Raw genomic sequence first — 15,258 nt, forward strand, 5'->3', positions numbered from 1 at the left:
TCAGTATCACGACCCCCGGAGGCAAGAGTGCTCACCGGACCCACCCGCCGCTCGCTCCTCACCACCGGACTCGCCGCCACCGCAGGCGTGTTGGCACTGGGAGGCTGCGCCACCGGCGGCGCAGCCGAGCCGGTGCGCAGTCTCGCCCGGACCCCCTCGGCGCCGCTGGCCGGCACCGTCACCGTCTGGTCCTGGGACGTCGCCGCGCAGGCCATGAAGCGCCTCGCGCCCGCCTTCCAGCAGCAGCACCCCGGCACCACCGTGCAGGTGGTCGACATCGGGTACGACAGCGCCTACGACAAGATCACCGTCGGGCTCCAGGCCGGAACGGGCCTGCCCGACCTGCTCACCGTCGAGGGCTCCCGGCTGCCCGGCTACCTCGGCAACTTCCCCGCCGGGTTCTACGACCTCACCACCCTCGCCGGGCCTCACCAGGGCGAGTTCGCCCCGGCCGCCTGGGGCACCGTCACCGACACCCGGGGCCGGGTGCGAGCACTGCCGTGGGATCTCGGCCCCTGCGGGCTGTTCTACCGCACCGACCTCTTCCGGCAGGCCGGGATCGACCCGGCCACCCTGCTGACCTGGGACGACTACGTCGACGCGGGAGTGCGGCTGAAGAGCGCGACCGGCCGCCCGCTGCTTGTCATGGACTCCGTCAAGGACAGCACGATGGCGATGCTGCTCCAGCAGCAGGGGCAGTCCTACTTCGCGGGCGGCGGAAAAGTCGCCGTCGACACCCCGCAGGCCGTCAAGGCGCTCACCCTGCTCAAGACCCTCGCCGACAAGGGGCTGGTCGACTACGAGAAGGGTTGGGACGGCCTGGTCACCGCCACCAAGGCGGGCAAGGCCGCCACCGCGCCCACCGCAGCCTGGTGGTCCGGCACCCTGACCGGCGAGATGCCGGAGCTGAAAGGCAGGTTCGGTGTCATGCCGCTGCCCGCCTTCGAGCCCGGCGGCCCCCGCACCTCCAACGACGGCGGCTCCACCCTCGCCGTCACCGCACAGAGCAGGAACCCGCAACTCGCCTGGGCGTTCACCGAGTTCCTGCTCGCCGACCGGGCCAACCAGGTCTCCATGCTGAAGACCGAGGGCCTCTTCCCCGCCTACCTGCCCGCCCTCGACGACCCCTTCCTCGGCTCCCCGCAGGAGTACTACGGCGGCCAGGCGGCTTTCCGGGTCTTCGCCGAACTCGCCAAGTCCATCCCGGCGGTGGAGTACACCAAGGACGGCGCCAAGGCCGCCGACATCATGAACACCACCGTCTCCGGGGTGCTGCTGCACGGCGACGACCCGGCCAAGGCCCTCGGCTCGGCCGCCCGGCAGATCGCCGCCGCCACCGGCCGCCCGACCCTCGGCTGACGCGGTGGCCCGACGCACCGCGCGCGCCTGGGTCTTCGCCGGCCCGGCCGCCGCGCTCCTCACCGCCTTCTTCGCCTACCCGCTGGTCGCCAGCCTCTACCAGAGCTTCACCACCCAGGCCGACGGCGTCACCAGCTGGGTCGGCCTCGCCCAGTACCGCCGGCTGGCGGGCGACCCCGCCTTCCTGCGCTCGCTCACCAACACCGCACTCGTCCTCGCCGTCCAGGTGCCGGTGATGACCGGTCTGGCGCTGGCCCTCGCCTTCCTGCTGAACCAGTCCTGGCTGCGCTTCCGGGGCACCTGGCGGGCCGTGTACTTCCTGCCCGCCGTCACCACCCTGGTCGCGTACGCCGTGGTCTTCCAGGTGCTGCTCAAGACCGACGGCGGCCTCGCCAACCAGGCCCTGGGCGCCCTCGGCCTGCACCCCGTCGACTGGCTGAACGACCCGGTCTGGGCCCGGGTCGCGCTGATCGCCTCGATCACCTGGCGCTGGACGGGCTACAACTCCGTCATCCTGCTCGCCGGGCTCCAGGCGATCAGCCGGGAGCAGTACGAGGCCGCCGCCGTCGACGGCGCGGGCGCCGTCCGCACCCATCTCTCGGTCGTGCTGCCGCAGTTGCGGCCGGTGCTGCTGTTCTGCGTGATCACCTCCACCATCGGCACCCTCCAGCTCTTCGACGAGAACTACACCCTCACCCGGGGCGGCCCGGCGGACGCCACCCTCACCCCGGTGCTCTACCTCTACAAGGTCGGCTTCCAGCAGAGCGACTTCGGCTACGCCGCCGCGATCGCCTGGGTGGTCGTCGCGCTCACCGGGCTGATCTCGCTCGCCCAGTTCCGGCTGTTCGGACGGGGGCGCAGCTGATGCGGCGCGCCGTCCCCCCGCACGCTGTCCCCCCGCGTGCCACCGTCCTTCGTGCGCTCGTCCTGCTGCTGCTCGCGCTGGGCGCCGCCGCCAGCCTGCTGCCGTTCCTCTGGATGGCCGTCGCCGCCACCCACGACACCTCCGAACTCTTCCGCTCCCCACCGCCGTTCCTCCCCGGCGGCCGCCTGCTGCACAACCTCGCCGGGCTGCAACGCACCGTCGGGATCGGCCGGGTGCTGCTCAACAGCCTCGGCACCGGTCTCGTCTACACCGCCGGGAGCTCGCTGATCTCCGCGATGTGCGGCTACGGGCTCGCCAAGTACCGCTTCCGGGGCCGGGGTCTGCTGCTCGGCGCGGTGCTGGCGACCATGATGATCCCCTTCCAGGTGCTGCTGGTGCCGCTCTTCCAGATGATGGCCAGCCTCGGCTGGATCGACAGCTACCAGGCGATCGTGGTGCCCTTCCTCGCGAACTCCTTCGGCGTGCTGCTGATGCGGCAGGCCTTCCTCGACTTCCCCGACGAACTGATCGAATCCGCCCGGATCGACGGCGCGGGGGATCTCCGCATCTTCTACGGTGTGGTACTGCCGTGCGTCCGACCGCAGTTGGGCGCACTCGTCATCTTCACCTTCATGGGTCAGTGGAACAGCTTCATCTGGCCGCTGCTCATGCTCAACACCGAGGACAAGTACACCGTGCCCGTGGCGCTCAACACCCTGACCGGCCTCAGCCGGGTCGACTACTCCGGGCTGATGCTCGGCTCGCTGCTCGCGACCCTGCCGCTGATCCTGCTCTTCGCCCTCTTCCAGCGGCAGTTCGTCGCCGGCCTGCTCGGCGGGGCGGTGAAGGGGTGAGCGGCGAGCGGCAGCACCTCACCCGCGTCCCCGGCCTGCTGTACGGCGGCGACTACAACCCCGAGCAGTGGCCAGAGGAGGTCTGGGCCGAGGACGCCAAGCTGATGCGGGAGGCCGGGGTCACCATGGCGACCGTCGGCGTCTTCGCCTGGGCCAGGCTCCAACCCGGGCCCGAGGAGTGGGACTTCGGCTGGCTCGACCGGCTGCTGGAGCTGCTGGACGCGCACGGCGTCGCCGTCGACCTGGCCACCGCCACCGCCTCCCCGCCGGCCTGGCTGGTGCGCGCCCACCCCGAGCTGCTGCCCGTCACCGCCGACGGCGTACGGCTGGAGTTCGGCTCCCGCCAGCACTACTGCCCCTCCTCGCCGGTCTACCGCGCCGCCGCCGTCCGGCTCACCCGCGCCCTCGCCGCGCGCTACGCCGGGCACCCCGCCGTCGCCCTCTGGCACGTCCACAACGAGTACGGCGACCACGTCACCGAGTGCTTCTGCCCCGAATCCGCCGCCGACTTCCGCCGCTGGCTCGGCCGCCGGTACGGCGACGCCGACGGGCTCAACGCCGCCTGGGGCACCGGCTTCTGGTCGCAGCACTACCGCACGCTGGACGAGGTCGAGCCACCCCGGACCGCCCCCGGCCCGGTCAACCCGACCCAGCTGCTGGACTGGCGGCGGTTCTGCTCCGACGCCCTGCTGGAGTGCTACCGCGCCGAGCGGGCCGTGCTGGCCGAGCTCGCGCCGGGCACACCCGTCACCACCAACTTCATGTCGATGTTCAAGGCGCTCGACTACTGGAAGTGGGCGGCGGAGGAGGACGTCGTCTCCGACGACGCCTACCCGGACCCGGCCGATCCGCAGGCGTACGTCGGCGCCGCGCTGAACTACGACCTGATGCGCTCGCTCAAGGGCGGCGCCCCCTGGCTGCTGCTGGAGCAGGCCCCCTCCGCCGTCAGCTGGCGGCCCGTCAACGTACCCAAGCTCCCTGGCCTGCAACGACTCTGGTCACTCCAGGCGGTCTCCCGGGGCGCCGACGCGGTGATGTACTTCCAGTGGCGGGCCTCCCGGGCCGGAGCGGAGAAGTTCCACAGCGCGATGCTGCCGCACCGGGGCACCGACTCGCGCGGCTGGCGCGAGAGCGTCCGGTTCGGCGCCGAGCTGCGGCAGTTGGCGGCCGTCGCCGGCGGCCGTACACGCGCCGAGACCGCCATCGTGCTCGACTGGGACTCCTGGTGGGCGCTGGAGCTGGACGACCGCCCCTCGGCCCGGATGCGCTGGCCGGAGCTGCTCCGCCCCTGGTACGCCGCCCTGCACCGGCGCTCGATCGCCGTCGACTTCGTCCCGCCCGGGGCCGAACTCGCCCAGTACCGCGTGGTGCTGGCCCCCAACCTCTATCTGCTGCGACAGACCACCGCCGACTGGCTCGGCGCCTACGCGGCGACCGGCGGCCACCTGGTCTGCGGCCCGTTCAGCGGAGTCGTCGACGAGCACGACCACATCCACCTCGGCGGCTACCCCGCGCCGCTGCGCGAGACCCTCGGGGTCGTCGTGGACGAGTACTGGCCGCTGCCCGAGGGCGCCACCACCACCGTGACGCTGGCCGACGGCCGCGAACTCACCGCCTCCCGCTGGACGGAGTGGCTGGAGACCATCGACGCCCAGCCCGTCGCCCGCTACGCCTCCGGCCCGCTCACCGGGCTCCCCGCCGTCACCCGCCGGGGCACCGCCTGGTACCTCGGCTGCGACCTGGGCCCGGACACCGGCGCGGTGCTCGACACCGTGCTCGCCGAGGCCAGGGTCAGGCCCGTGCTCGACACCCCCGAGGGCGTCGAGGCCACCCGCCGGGGGCCGGGCCACCTCTTCCTGCTCAACCACGGCGACCACCCCGCCGAGATCGACCTCCCCGAGGAGTGGGCCACCGCCACCGACCTGCTGGACCCGGCCCGCACCCCCGGCCCGGCGCTCACCCTCGGCCCGCTCGGCGTGGCCGTCCTGCAACGCCCGACACCCCCGACCGAGTAGAGGATCCCGTGCCCAAACCCCTGCGCGCCGCAGCCGCCGTGCTGCTCCTCGCCACAGCCGTCACCGGCGCCCCCGCCGCCCGCGCGGCGGAGCCGGTCGTCTCCTACGCCGACGTGCTCGACCTGCACGGCGTGCCCGGCGCTGCCGACCCCGGCGACCTCAACCGGATCAACGTCTTCGCCGACCAGGGCGCCTGGCACGCCTACGCCCTGCCCGCCGCGAACGACCCCAGCAGCTACGGCGGGTTCACCGGCCCGCTCCACATCGCCCAGGAGTACCCCTGGTGGCTGAGCCGCGAGTTCAGCCGCATCCAGCTCACCGACCACGGCCGCCCGCTCGACCTCGCGGCCGGCGGAGTGCCCGAACTGACGTCGCTGCCGGGCCTGTTGCGCCAGCGCTACCGACTCGGTGGCGGGCTGCGGCTGACGCTGGAGCTGAGGTTCACCGACAACCGGACCTCACTCGTCCAGGCCACCGTGGAGAACCACGGCTCCGAGCGCCGCGAACTGGCCGTCAGCTGGACGGGCACTCTGCTGCGGCCCGACGCCGAACCGATGCACAGCGCCCCCGCGCTCTCCGCGACCGACCGGGGCGTCGCGGTCGGCTTCGCGAAGGTCCGCAGCACCTGGGATTACCTGACCGACGGCACCGAGCACTTCGAGGTCGCCCACGACCAGCCCGTGCGCACCAGCGTCGACGGCGACAGCTACCGCACCGACCTGGCGGCGCCGCTCGCCCTCCGGCCCGGCGGCGGGCAGACTCTCGGCTGGGCCGAGTCCTACACCTTCACCGCCGCCGAGCAGGCCCGGGAGCGCGCGGCCGTCGCCGAGCTGCTGCGCCACCCGCAGCAGGCGGTCGCCGCCACCGACCGGCGCTGGCGCGGGTACGTCGTCGCCGCGACCGACGGGGTGCCCGCCGCCCGGCGGCGGCTCGCCGTCAAGGCGGTGCAGACGCTCGTCACCAACTGGCGGAGTGCAGCGGGGGAGTTGAAGCACGACGGGATCACACCGTCGATCTCGTACAAGTGGTTCACCGGGGGGTTCTGGGCCTGGGACACCTGGAAGCAGGCCGTCGGCACGGCCCGGTTCGACCCCGCCCTCGCCCAGTCGCAGATCCGGTCCGTCTTCGACCACCAGGTGCGACCCGGTGCGGCCGACCGGCCGCAGGACGCCGGGATGATCCCGGACTGCGTCTTCTACAACGACCCCGAGCACGGCGGCGGCAACTGGAACGAGCGCAACTCCAAGCCGCCGCTGGCCGCCTGGTCGGTCTGGCAGGTCTTCCAGCGCAGCGGGGACACCGGCTTCCTGCGGGAGCTCTACCCCGAGTTGGTGGCCTACCAGCAGTGGTGGGGGAGGGCCCGGGACCACGACGGCAACGGCCTGGCCGAGTACGGCGCGACGGTCGACCCGGCCAACGGCAGCCCGGAGGACGTCCGGCAGGCCGCCGCCTGGGAGAGCGGCATGGACAACGCGCCGCGCTTCGACGCAGCGCTCGGTGCGGCGACGGTGCAGAACCACGACGCGAGCGGTGCCCTGGTCGGGTACTCGCTCGGTCAGGAGTCGGTCGACCTGAACTCCTACCTGGCGGCCGACCGGCGCTACCTGGCGAAGATCGCCGACCGGCTCGGCCTGCACGCCGACGCCGCCCGCTGGGGCGCGGCCGCCGAGCAGCTGGCCTCGGCGGTGCGGACGAGGATGTACGACCCGGCGACGGAGTGGTTCTACGACACCGCCCTCGGCACCGGCGCCCCGCTGACCGGGCGCGGGCGCGGCATCGAGGGCGTCATCCCGCTCTGGACCGGCGTCGCCTCCAAGGAGCAGGCGGCGGCGGTGAGTTCACGGCTCGCCGACCCGGCGGAGTTCGGCACTCCGGTGCCCTTCCCGACCGTCGCGAAGAGCTCGCCCTACTTCTCCGCGCAGGCCTACTGGCGCGGGCCGGTCTGGCTCGACCAGGCGTACTTCGCCCTGGCGGGCCTGAGGCGCTACGGCTACGACCGGCAGGCGGCGACGCTCACCGACCGGCTGCTGGCCGACGCCGGGGGTCTGGCCGGGAGCGGCCCGATCATGGAGAACTACGACCCGGTCACCGGGCAGGCACTCAACTCGACCAACTTCAGCTGGTCGGCGGCGCTGCTGCTCCCGCTGGTCGCGGACCACTGACCGGAGGGGAACAGGGGGCTGCGCGAAGGGGCGGGAGGTGGTGCACCTTCCGCCCTCGCACGGTTCCCGGACGGGTCAGTTCTCCGCGCTCACCGTCTGCCCGTCGTGCAACTCGACGATCTGGTCGGCGAGTTCCATCAGGGCTGGGTCATGGGTGGCGACCAGGGCGGTGACGCCCTCGCTGCGGACCACTGCGCGGAGCAGCTCCATGACGGAGCGTCCGGTCTCGGAGTCGAGCTGGCCGGTGGGCTCGTCCGCGATGATCAGTGCGGGCCGGTTGGCCAGCGCGCGGGCGATGGCGACGCGCTGCTGCTGTCCGCCGGAGAGTTCGCCGGGGCGCTGATCGGCGTGGTCGGCCAGGCCGACCAGCGCGAGCAGGGCGCGGGCGCGCTCCTCGCGCTCCTTCCCGGGGACGTGCCGCAGCCGCATCGGCACGCCGACGTTCTCGGCGGCCGTGAGCACGGGGATCAGCCCGAAGGACTGGAAGACGAACCCGAGCCGCTCCCGCCGCAGGGCCAGCCGCCCGCCCTCGTCCAGCTCGGCGAGGGTGGTGCCGTCGATGGTGACGCTGCCGCCGGTCGGGGTGTCGAGCCCGCCGACGAGGTTGAGCAGCGTCGTCTTGCCGGAGCCGGACCGGCCCTTGAGGGCGGTGAGCTCCCCCCGGCGGGCGGTGAAGGAGACGCCGCGCAGGGCGTGGACGGCACGCGGACCGTCGCCGAAGGTACGCCGGACGTCCTCGACGACGACCATCGGTGACGGTGTGGTGGAAGGTGCGGTGGAACTGGTCTGAGTCATGGTGCAACCCCCTGTTGCCGAGCGGCGTGTATTGAGCAATTCAGATTTGCTCACCTCGTACAGGGTGAGCGCAAGAGTCTTCCGTGACCTGATCGGTTCTGACAGGATCGTCCGATATTCGGTCACAGAAGACCGGAACGGGGGAGGTGTCGGATGCTCGGCTTTGTGCTGCGCCGCCTACGCGGACGGCTGCCGTTGGCTGCGTCCGTGCTGCTCACAGCCTTGATCACGACGGCCGTACTGACCGCACTGGTGGCGTTCAACCGGACGGTGGGTCAGGCGGGTTTGCGCCAGGCACTGCAAGGTTCCAGCCATTCGCGCACCACCGTGCTGATCAGTGGTGACCACGAGTTCGGGGCCCGTCCGAAGGACGACGAAGCAGTCGCACAATTCGCCGACGGTCTTTTCGGGCGCCTGCCGCACACCGTCCAGAGCGTCGCCCGCAGCCACTCCTACGGCCTGCCCGCCGACCCGAAGAAGCCGGGCAAGAGCGCCGACCTGACCATCCTGGCCTCCCTCGACCACAGCCGCGTCCGGCTCGCCGCAGGCGCCTGGCCGCAGACCGTCGGAGGAGCCGCCGGAGCCCCCGGAGCGCCGGTCGAGGTCGCCGTACCGCAGAGCACCCTGGGCCGACTCGGCCTCACCGCCACCTCCCTGCCCGCCGAACTGCGCCTCGACGACCGCTACGGCGGCGCCCCCGTGACCGTCAGGATCACCGGCGTCTACCGACCCGCCGACCGGGCCGCCGACTACTGGCGGCTCGACCCGCTCGGCGGGCACGGCGTCCAGGTGATGGGCTTCACCACCTATGGCCCGATGCTGGTGGACGACACCGCCTTCACCACCGGCCGCCTGCCGCAGGGCGGCCGGAGCTGGCTGGTCGACACGGACTTCGCCACCGTCACCGCCGACCAGGCGGACGCACTCCGCGCCCAGGACACCGCCGAGGAACACGCCTTCCAGGGCAGCACCGGCCTCCAGGTCCGCAGCGAGATCGCCGGCGCGCTCGGCGACCTCAAGTCGGGCGCGCTGGTCGCCCGCTCCGCCCTGCTGATCGGCGCACTCCAGCTCGCCGTGCTCGCCGCCGCCGCCCTGCTGCTCGTCGTCCACCTGATGACGGACCGTCAGGCGGGCGAGAACGCGCTGCTCACCGCACGCGGCGCCGCCCGCCGCAGGCTCGGCGCCTTCACCGCGACCGAGGCCGTGCTGCTCGCCCTGCCCGCCGCCGTGCTCGCGCCGCTGCTCACCCCACTGCTGATCCGGCTGCTCGGCAGCCTCGGGCCGCTCGCCCAGGTGCCGCTCGACACCTCGCTGCCCGCCGTCGCCTGGCCGGTCGCAGCGGCCTGCGCCCTGGCCTGCGTCATCCTCACCGTGGTGCCCCCACTGCTGCGCAACGCGGGCACCGCCACCCTGCGCCGGGCCGGCCGGCGCCAAGCGCTGGTCGCCGGCGCAGCGCGCTCCGGCGCCGACCTCGCGCTGCTCGTGCTGGCGGTCCTCGCCTACCAGCAACTCGCCCACTACGGCGGCGGCGGCCTCTCGGCGGACGCCTCCGGAGAGCTCGGTGTCGACCCCGTACTGATCGCCGCCCCCACCCTCGCGCTCTGCGCGGGCACTGTCCTGCTGCTGCGGGTCCTCCCGTACGCGGCCAGGCTCGGCGGGCTGCTCGCCGCCCGGGGCCGGGGCCTGACCGGCGCTCTGGTCGGCTGGCAGCTGGCCCGCCGCCCGGGGAGGGCCTCGGGCCCCGTCCTGCTGCTGGTGCTGGCCGTCGCCACCGGCGTGCTCGCGCTCGGCCAACGCTCCGCCTGGACCGCCTCGCAGCACGACCAGGCCGACTTCGCGACCGCCGGCGGCCTGCGGATCTCCGGCTCCTCCGTCGCCCCGATGGGGCAGGGCGGGCTCTTCGGCGCGCTGCCCGGCGGCGACCGGCTGATACCGGTGACGAAAGCCCCGGAAGTGCTGCCCGGTGGCACCACCGGACAGGTCATGGCACTGGACGCGGCCGCTGCCGCCGACCACCTCTCCATCCGGGGCGACCTCATCGGCGGCCGTACCGCCCGGGAGCTCTTCGGCCCGCTCGCCCGGCCCGTCGCAGGCAAGGCCGGGATCCCGCTGCCCGGCCACCCCGTCCGGCTGGACGCCGAGGTCGGCGTGCACACCACCATGCACAGCGTGCTCACCTTCCCCGGCGGGCCGGTGCCGCTGCCCGGCCCGGCGCCCGCCCCCTCGCTCGCCTTCCTGCTGCGTGACCGGTACGGCGTCAACTACCGGGTGCTCGCCCCGCCACCGGCCGACGAGGGGGTCGGCAAGGTCTCCGTCGACCTCGGCTCGCTGACCGACGCACCGCTCGGCTCGGCCGCATTCCCGCTCACTCTGACCGGAGTCGTGGTCGCGGCCGGCGGCGACAACGGCGAGACCATCGGCGGTGAACTGACGCTCGGCCGGATCACCGTCTCCGACACACCCGACGGCGCAGGCACGCCCGCCAACCCGCCCACCGGGCTCACCTGGCAGGGCACCGCCCAGGCCGGTCGCGGTGGATCCACGGAGGCCGTCGACGTCGACCCGGCCCCGGCCGACCAGCAGCGGCTGCTCAAGGTCCGCTACCAGGCCGACGCGATGATCTCGGCCAGCGTCAGCTCGACCATCACCCCCACGGCGAACGAGGACACCGTGGTGCCCGCCCTCGCCACCCGGAGCTATCTGGCGGCGATCGGCGCCTCAATCGGCGACACCGTCAAACTCCCGCTCGGCAACGGCCTCCTGAAGGCCCGGATCACTGCCGCCGTCGACGCCCTGCCGGTCGCCGGGACGACCGCACTGGTCGTCGACTACGCCACCGTCGGGCGACTGCTCACGGCAGCCGGGCAGGACGGCCCCACCCCCGGCGAGTGGTGGCTGCCCGCCGACTCCCCGACCGACCCCGTGCCCGGCAAGGCGGCCGACGCCCTGCGCGCCTCGGCCGCCTCGCAGAGCCTGCAACTGCGCGACGAGACCGCCACCGCACTGCTCGACGACCCGCTGAGCGCAGCGCCGCAGAGCGCCCTCGCCGCGCTGACCGCCGTCGCCGGGCTGCTCGCCGCGATCGGCTTCGCCGCCGCCTCGGCCGCCGCCCGCGCCGAACGGGCCGCCGAGTTCGCCGTGCTGCTGGCCCTGGGCGCCCCACGGCGCCAACTCACCCGCACCGTCGCCCTCGAACAGAGCCTGCTGGTCGGCCTCGGTTCGGCCGTCGGGCTCGGGCTCGGCGCCCTCCTCGTCCACCTGGTGATCCCCTTGGTCATGCTCACCTCCGCCGCTCAGCGGCCCGTCCCGGAGGCCGTCATCACCCTCCCGCTCGGCCAGGCGCTCGCGCTCACCGCCGCGACCGCCACGGTCCCCCTGCTGTCCGCCTTCTTCGGCGGCCGCCGAAGCCGTGACCTCGTCGCCCGCCTGCGGTACGTGGAGGAGATGTGACCAGCCCGAGCCCCACCGCCCCCTGGGTCCGGACGAGACTGCGCTCGGCTCGCGCCGCAGCGCTGCTGGCCGCCGCACTCGCCTTCGGCCTGGTCTTCTTCGCCGCCGCGCTGCCCCGGGCCCTGGACCGTGGCGCCGACCAGGCGTTGCGCCAGTACCTGCGGGACAGCGGCCCGGCAGCCGGCAGCCTGTTGGCGACCGCCCCGTCGTTCTGGGATCCGAAGGCCGCCGACCTGGACCACATCGCGGGCCAACTCGTCGACCGCGTCCACGGCACCCTGCGGCTGGCACCCGGCGGCCCCGTCTACGGCACCCGGGCGATGAAGGCCCGCGACCTCGGCAACCCCGAACTCGCCCGCCCCGAATTCGTGTCACCCAAGCTCGACCTGCTCTACCTGCACGACGTCGCCGCCCATGCCCGGCTGGTCGCCGGGCAGTGGCCGACCGGCAGCGTCAGCGACGGCACGGTGCCGATCGCGATCTCCGACGCCGCCGCCCGGACCCTGGGCACCAAGCTCGGCGCGGTGCTCGACGGCGGCTCGGGGCTGCACGGCCCGCAGCGCGTCACCATCGTCGGCCTCTACACCGTGAACGACACGGCGGACCCGTTCTGGGCGGACCTGCCCTGCCTCGCCAGAGCCTGCGCGGCCCACACCGACCCCAAGAAGGGCGAGCCCCCGCTCTTCTACTGGCGCACCGCCGGAGTCGTCGGCCCCGGTTCGCTCGCCGCCCTGGCCTCCTGGGGCGAACAGGCGGAGGACTTCTGGCGCCTGCCCGTGGACACCGACGCCCTGCGCGCCGACCAGCTCGCCGACACCGAGCACGAGGCGGCCGGGCTGATCGCCGGGCCGGACGCCAGTGCGCTGGTCGTCGCCACCGGCCGCGCCGACCTGCGGATCACCTCCCAACTCCCCGAACTGTTCGGCCAGGCCAGGGCCCGGCAGGCCGCCGCGGCCCCGCTCGCCGCGATCGGCCCCGCCGGGGCCATCGGCGTCGCCGTCGTGGTGCTCTGCCTGGCCGCCGCGCTCGCCGCCGACCGACGGAAGGCGGAGCTGGAGCTGCTCTCCGCCCGAGGCGGCTCACGCACCGGCGTCCTGCGCAGACTCCTCGCCGAGAGCGCCGTCACCACCCTCCCCGCCGCCCTCGGAGCCGCCGCGCTCGCCCTCCTGCTGCTGCCCACGCCACGCTGGGGCGCCGCCGCCCTGGCGGCCACCGCGACCGGCCTGTTCGCCCTGTGCGCCTTCCCGCTGCGGGTCACCGTCCCGAAGTTCCTGTCGGGCCGCGCCGCCGGGCGCCGCCGACCGGTCGCCGAGCTCCTCGTCCTGGCCGCCACCTCGGCAGCCGTGTTCGAGCTCCGGCGCCGAGGCGTCGCCCCCGCCGGGCAGGGCCTGGACCTCCTGCTGGTCTGCGCCCCACTGCTGCTCGCCCTCACCGGAGCGCTCGCACTGGCCCGGATCCAACCGGCGCTGGTCGGCGGTCTCGCCCGCTGGACGGGCCGCCGCCCCGGCCTGATCGGCTTCCTCGGCCTCGCCCGCGCCGCCCGGGGCACCGGCACCAACCCCCGGCCTTCCGTACTACCGCTGTTCGCCCTGGTGCTCGCCGTCACCACCGCCGGATTCGGCGCCACCGCACTCGGCGCCATCACCACCGCCCGCCACCAGGCGGCCCGTCACGGTGTCGGCGCCGACGTCTCCGTGGTCACCAAGGACGGCCTGCCACTGCCCGACGGCTTCGCCGCCGCGGCCGCCGCACTGCCCGGCGCCCACGACGCCACCGCCGTCTGGACGCAGGACGAGGTCCTCGCCACCGGCTCCGAGAACCTGGCGAACGGTCGCATCACGGTGCTCGCCGTCGACCCCGTCCGCTACGCCGCGATCGCCCGCTCGACCGGCCACGCGGCCATCGACCCGGCCGTGCTCGGCGGCGCCCCCGGCGCCGACGGCGTGCTGCCCGCCCTCGTCACCCCGGACGTCGCCGCGAGCTTCACCGGCACCCTCAAGCTCCAGCTCAACGACGGCGGCGAACTCCGGGCCCGGATGGCCGGGACGATCGCCGACACGCCCACCGTGGTGGGCTCCAAGACCCCCGTCGTGATGGTCCCGGCCGGTCCGGCCACCGCCCAGCTCGCCGAAGTCGGCAAGCCCACCCAGTGGTTCGCACTCGGCAACCCCGACGTGGACCGGCTGCGCGCGCTGCTCGGCAAGACCCAGGCACAGCTGCGCACCAGCGGCGCCGAGGCGGCCGAGCTCGGACGCGACCCGCTCCAGCACAACGCCGAGCGGCTCTTCTGGTCCGCCGTCCTCGCGGCTGCCGGATTCGCCCTGCTGGCCGTCCTGCTCGCCCTCGTCCGCGCCGCGCCCGACCGCGCCGCGCTGCTGGCCAGGCTGCGCACCATGGGCCTGCGGCCCCGCGAGGGCCTGGCCCTGATCCTGGTCGAGGCGCTGCCACAGGCCTTCACCGCCACCGCCGTGGGCGCACTGGTCGCGGCGGGCTCGGTGGCCCTGCTCGGGCCCGCCGTCGACCTCTCCGCGATGGTCGGCACCGCCGTGGCCACCGGGCTGTCACCCGCAGCCCTCCCCGTGCTCACCCAGGCGCTCGGCCTCGCCGCGCTGATCGCCCTGGGCGTGCTCGCCGAAGCCGCCGTCTTCGGCCGACGACAGATCACCACCGAGTTGAGAGCGGGAGACAGCCGTTGAACAGCCAGCCCGAGGGCGCCGTCACGGCCCCGACCGCCACCCCCACTGCCACCCCCACCCTGGCGGAGCTCCAGGACCGGGCGCTCGCCGCCGCCGCGCCGCGCGCCTACGGCGCCGACGCCGTCATCGCCTGCGACCGCCTGGTGCGGATCTTCACCGCCGAGCGGATCGAGGTGCAGGCCCTCCAGGGCCTCGACCTGCTGGTCGACCCGGGCGACCTGGTCGCACTGGTCGGCGCCTCCGGCAGCGGCAAGTCGACCCTGCTGAACATCCTGGCCGGCCTCGACAGCCCCACCGCCGGACGGGCCACCGTCGCCGGGGCGGACCTGCTCGCGATGACCGCCAAGGAGCGCCTGCGCTACCGCCGCGACGTGGTCGGCTTCATCTGGCAGCAGACCGCCCGCAACCTGTTCCCATTCCTGACGGCCAGTCAGAACATCGCCCTCCCGATGCAGTTGCGCGGGGACCGCCGCAGCCGGGGCGCCGCCGCCAGGCAGACGGCCCGGGTCGCCGAACTCCTCGAGGCCCTCGACATCGGCGACCTCGCCGACCGCCGCCCCGCCCAGCTCTCCGGCGGCCAGCAGCAGCGGGTGGCGATCGCCGTGGCGATGGCCAACAACCCGGCCGTCGTGCTCGCCGACGAACCCACCGGCGAGCTCGACTCGGAGACCGCGGCGGGCGTCTTCGACGCCTTCCGCACCGTCAACCGCGAGATGGGCGCCACCGTCGTGATCGTCACCCACGACCCGATGGTCGCGGGCGAGGTCCGCCGCACCGTCGCCATCCGCGACGGCCGCACCAGCAGCGAGGTGCTGCGCCGCACCGTCACCGACGAGCACGGCGAGGAGTCGGTGAGCGAGCGCGAGTACGTGATGCTGGACCGCACCGGCCGGGTCCAGCTGCCCGCCAAGTTCCTGGCGGCGCTGGGGATGGAGCACCGGGTCGCCGTCGACCTGGCGGCCGACCACATCGCCGTGCACCCCGACGACCACTCCGACGACCACGGCTGACCGGCGCCGGCCGGTGAGGCCGTGCGGGGCGGTCGGCGGGGCTTTGACGCCC

General features: G+C 74.1%; 9 protein-coding genes. 8 read left to right on the top strand and 1 reads right to left on the bottom strand.

Annotated elements, in window-relative coordinates:
• Positions 1 to 27: 27 nt before the first annotated feature.
• The 5 genes from ACR68M_RS33425 to ACR68M_RS33445 are packed head-to-tail and all read left to right on the top strand — an operon-like array spanning position 28 to position 7,255.
• Entirely contained in the window at positions 28 to 1,359 is a 1,332-nt protein-coding gene (locus tag ACR68M_RS33425) for an ABC transporter substrate-binding protein (protein WP_441247901.1), read from the top strand.
• Between the two features lie 4 nt (positions 1,360 to 1,363).
• Positions 1,364 to 2,224, top strand: coding sequence for a carbohydrate ABC transporter permease (locus ACR68M_RS33430; RefSeq protein WP_441247902.1), 861 nt, complete (start codon positions 1,364 to 1,366; stop codon positions 2,222 to 2,224).
• Entirely contained in the window at positions 2,224 to 3,078 is an 855-nt protein-coding gene (locus ACR68M_RS33435) for a carbohydrate ABC transporter permease (RefSeq protein ID WP_441247903.1), read from the top strand. The genes ACR68M_RS33430 and ACR68M_RS33435 overlap by 1 nt, the downstream gene beginning before the upstream one ends.
• On the top strand, positions 3,075 to 5,093 hold the full coding sequence (locus ACR68M_RS33440; protein ID WP_441247904.1) for a beta-galactosidase: 2,019 nt from the start codon (positions 3,075 to 3,077) through the stop codon (positions 5,091 to 5,093). Before ACR68M_RS33435 ends, ACR68M_RS33440 begins: the two co-directional genes overlap by 4 nt.
• 8 nt (positions 5,094 to 5,101) lie before the next feature.
• Entirely contained in the window at positions 5,102 to 7,255 is a 2,154-nt protein-coding gene (locus ACR68M_RS33445; protein ID WP_441247905.1) for an MGH1-like glycoside hydrolase domain-containing protein, read from the top strand.
• A gap of 75 nt (positions 7,256 to 7,330) precedes the next feature.
• Here the strand turns inward: ACR68M_RS33445 and ACR68M_RS33450 are convergent, their stop codons facing one another.
• Positions 7,331 to 8,050 carry an ABC transporter ATP-binding protein gene (locus tag ACR68M_RS33450; protein ID WP_441247906.1) on the bottom strand — a complete coding sequence of 240 codons (720 nt, stop codon included), beginning with the start codon at positions 8,048 to 8,050 and terminating at the stop codon, positions 7,331 to 7,333.
• 153 nt (positions 8,051 to 8,203) lie between these two features.
• Between ACR68M_RS33450 and ACR68M_RS33455 the strand changes: the two genes are divergently transcribed.
• The 3 genes from ACR68M_RS33455 to ACR68M_RS33465 are packed head-to-tail and all read left to right on the top strand — an operon-like array spanning position 8,204 to position 15,206.
• The gene (locus tag ACR68M_RS33455; protein ID WP_441247907.1) at positions 8,204 to 11,500 is read left to right on the top strand and encodes an FtsX-like permease family protein; all 3,297 of its coding nucleotides are present in this window, start codon (positions 8,204 to 8,206) and stop codon (positions 11,498 to 11,500) included.
• A complete protein-coding gene (locus tag ACR68M_RS33460) occupies positions 11,497 to 14,196 on the top strand; it encodes a hypothetical protein (RefSeq protein WP_441247908.1) in 2,700 nt (899 codons plus the stop codon). Before ACR68M_RS33455 ends, ACR68M_RS33460 begins: the two co-directional genes overlap by 4 nt.
• Positions 14,193 to 15,206: an ABC transporter ATP-binding protein gene (locus tag ACR68M_RS33465; RefSeq protein WP_441247909.1), complete on the top strand. Its 1,014-nt coding sequence runs from the start codon at positions 14,193 to 14,195 to the stop codon at positions 15,204 to 15,206. The genes ACR68M_RS33460 and ACR68M_RS33465 overlap by 4 nt, the downstream gene beginning before the upstream one ends.
• Positions 15,207 to 15,258 lie beyond the last annotated feature (52 nt).

Source organism: Kitasatospora sp. McL0602, from assembly GCF_052076145.1.
GTDB lineage: Bacteria > Actinomycetota > Actinomycetes > Streptomycetales > Streptomycetaceae > Kitasatospora.

Bases quoted from the DNA above. Each gene is read 5' to 3' on its own strand.
- ACR68M_RS33435 (WP_441247903.1), top strand. From the start codon at position 2,224: ATGCGGCGCGCCGTCCCCCCGCACGCTGTCCCCCCGCGTGCCACCGTC.
- ACR68M_RS33450 (WP_441247906.1), bottom strand. From the start codon at position 8,050: ATGACTCAGACCAGTTCCACCGCACCTTCCACCACACCGTCACCGATG.
- ACR68M_RS33455 (WP_441247907.1), top strand. From the start codon at position 8,204: ATGCTCGGCTTTGTGCTGCGCCGCCTACGCGGACGGCTGCCGTTGGCT.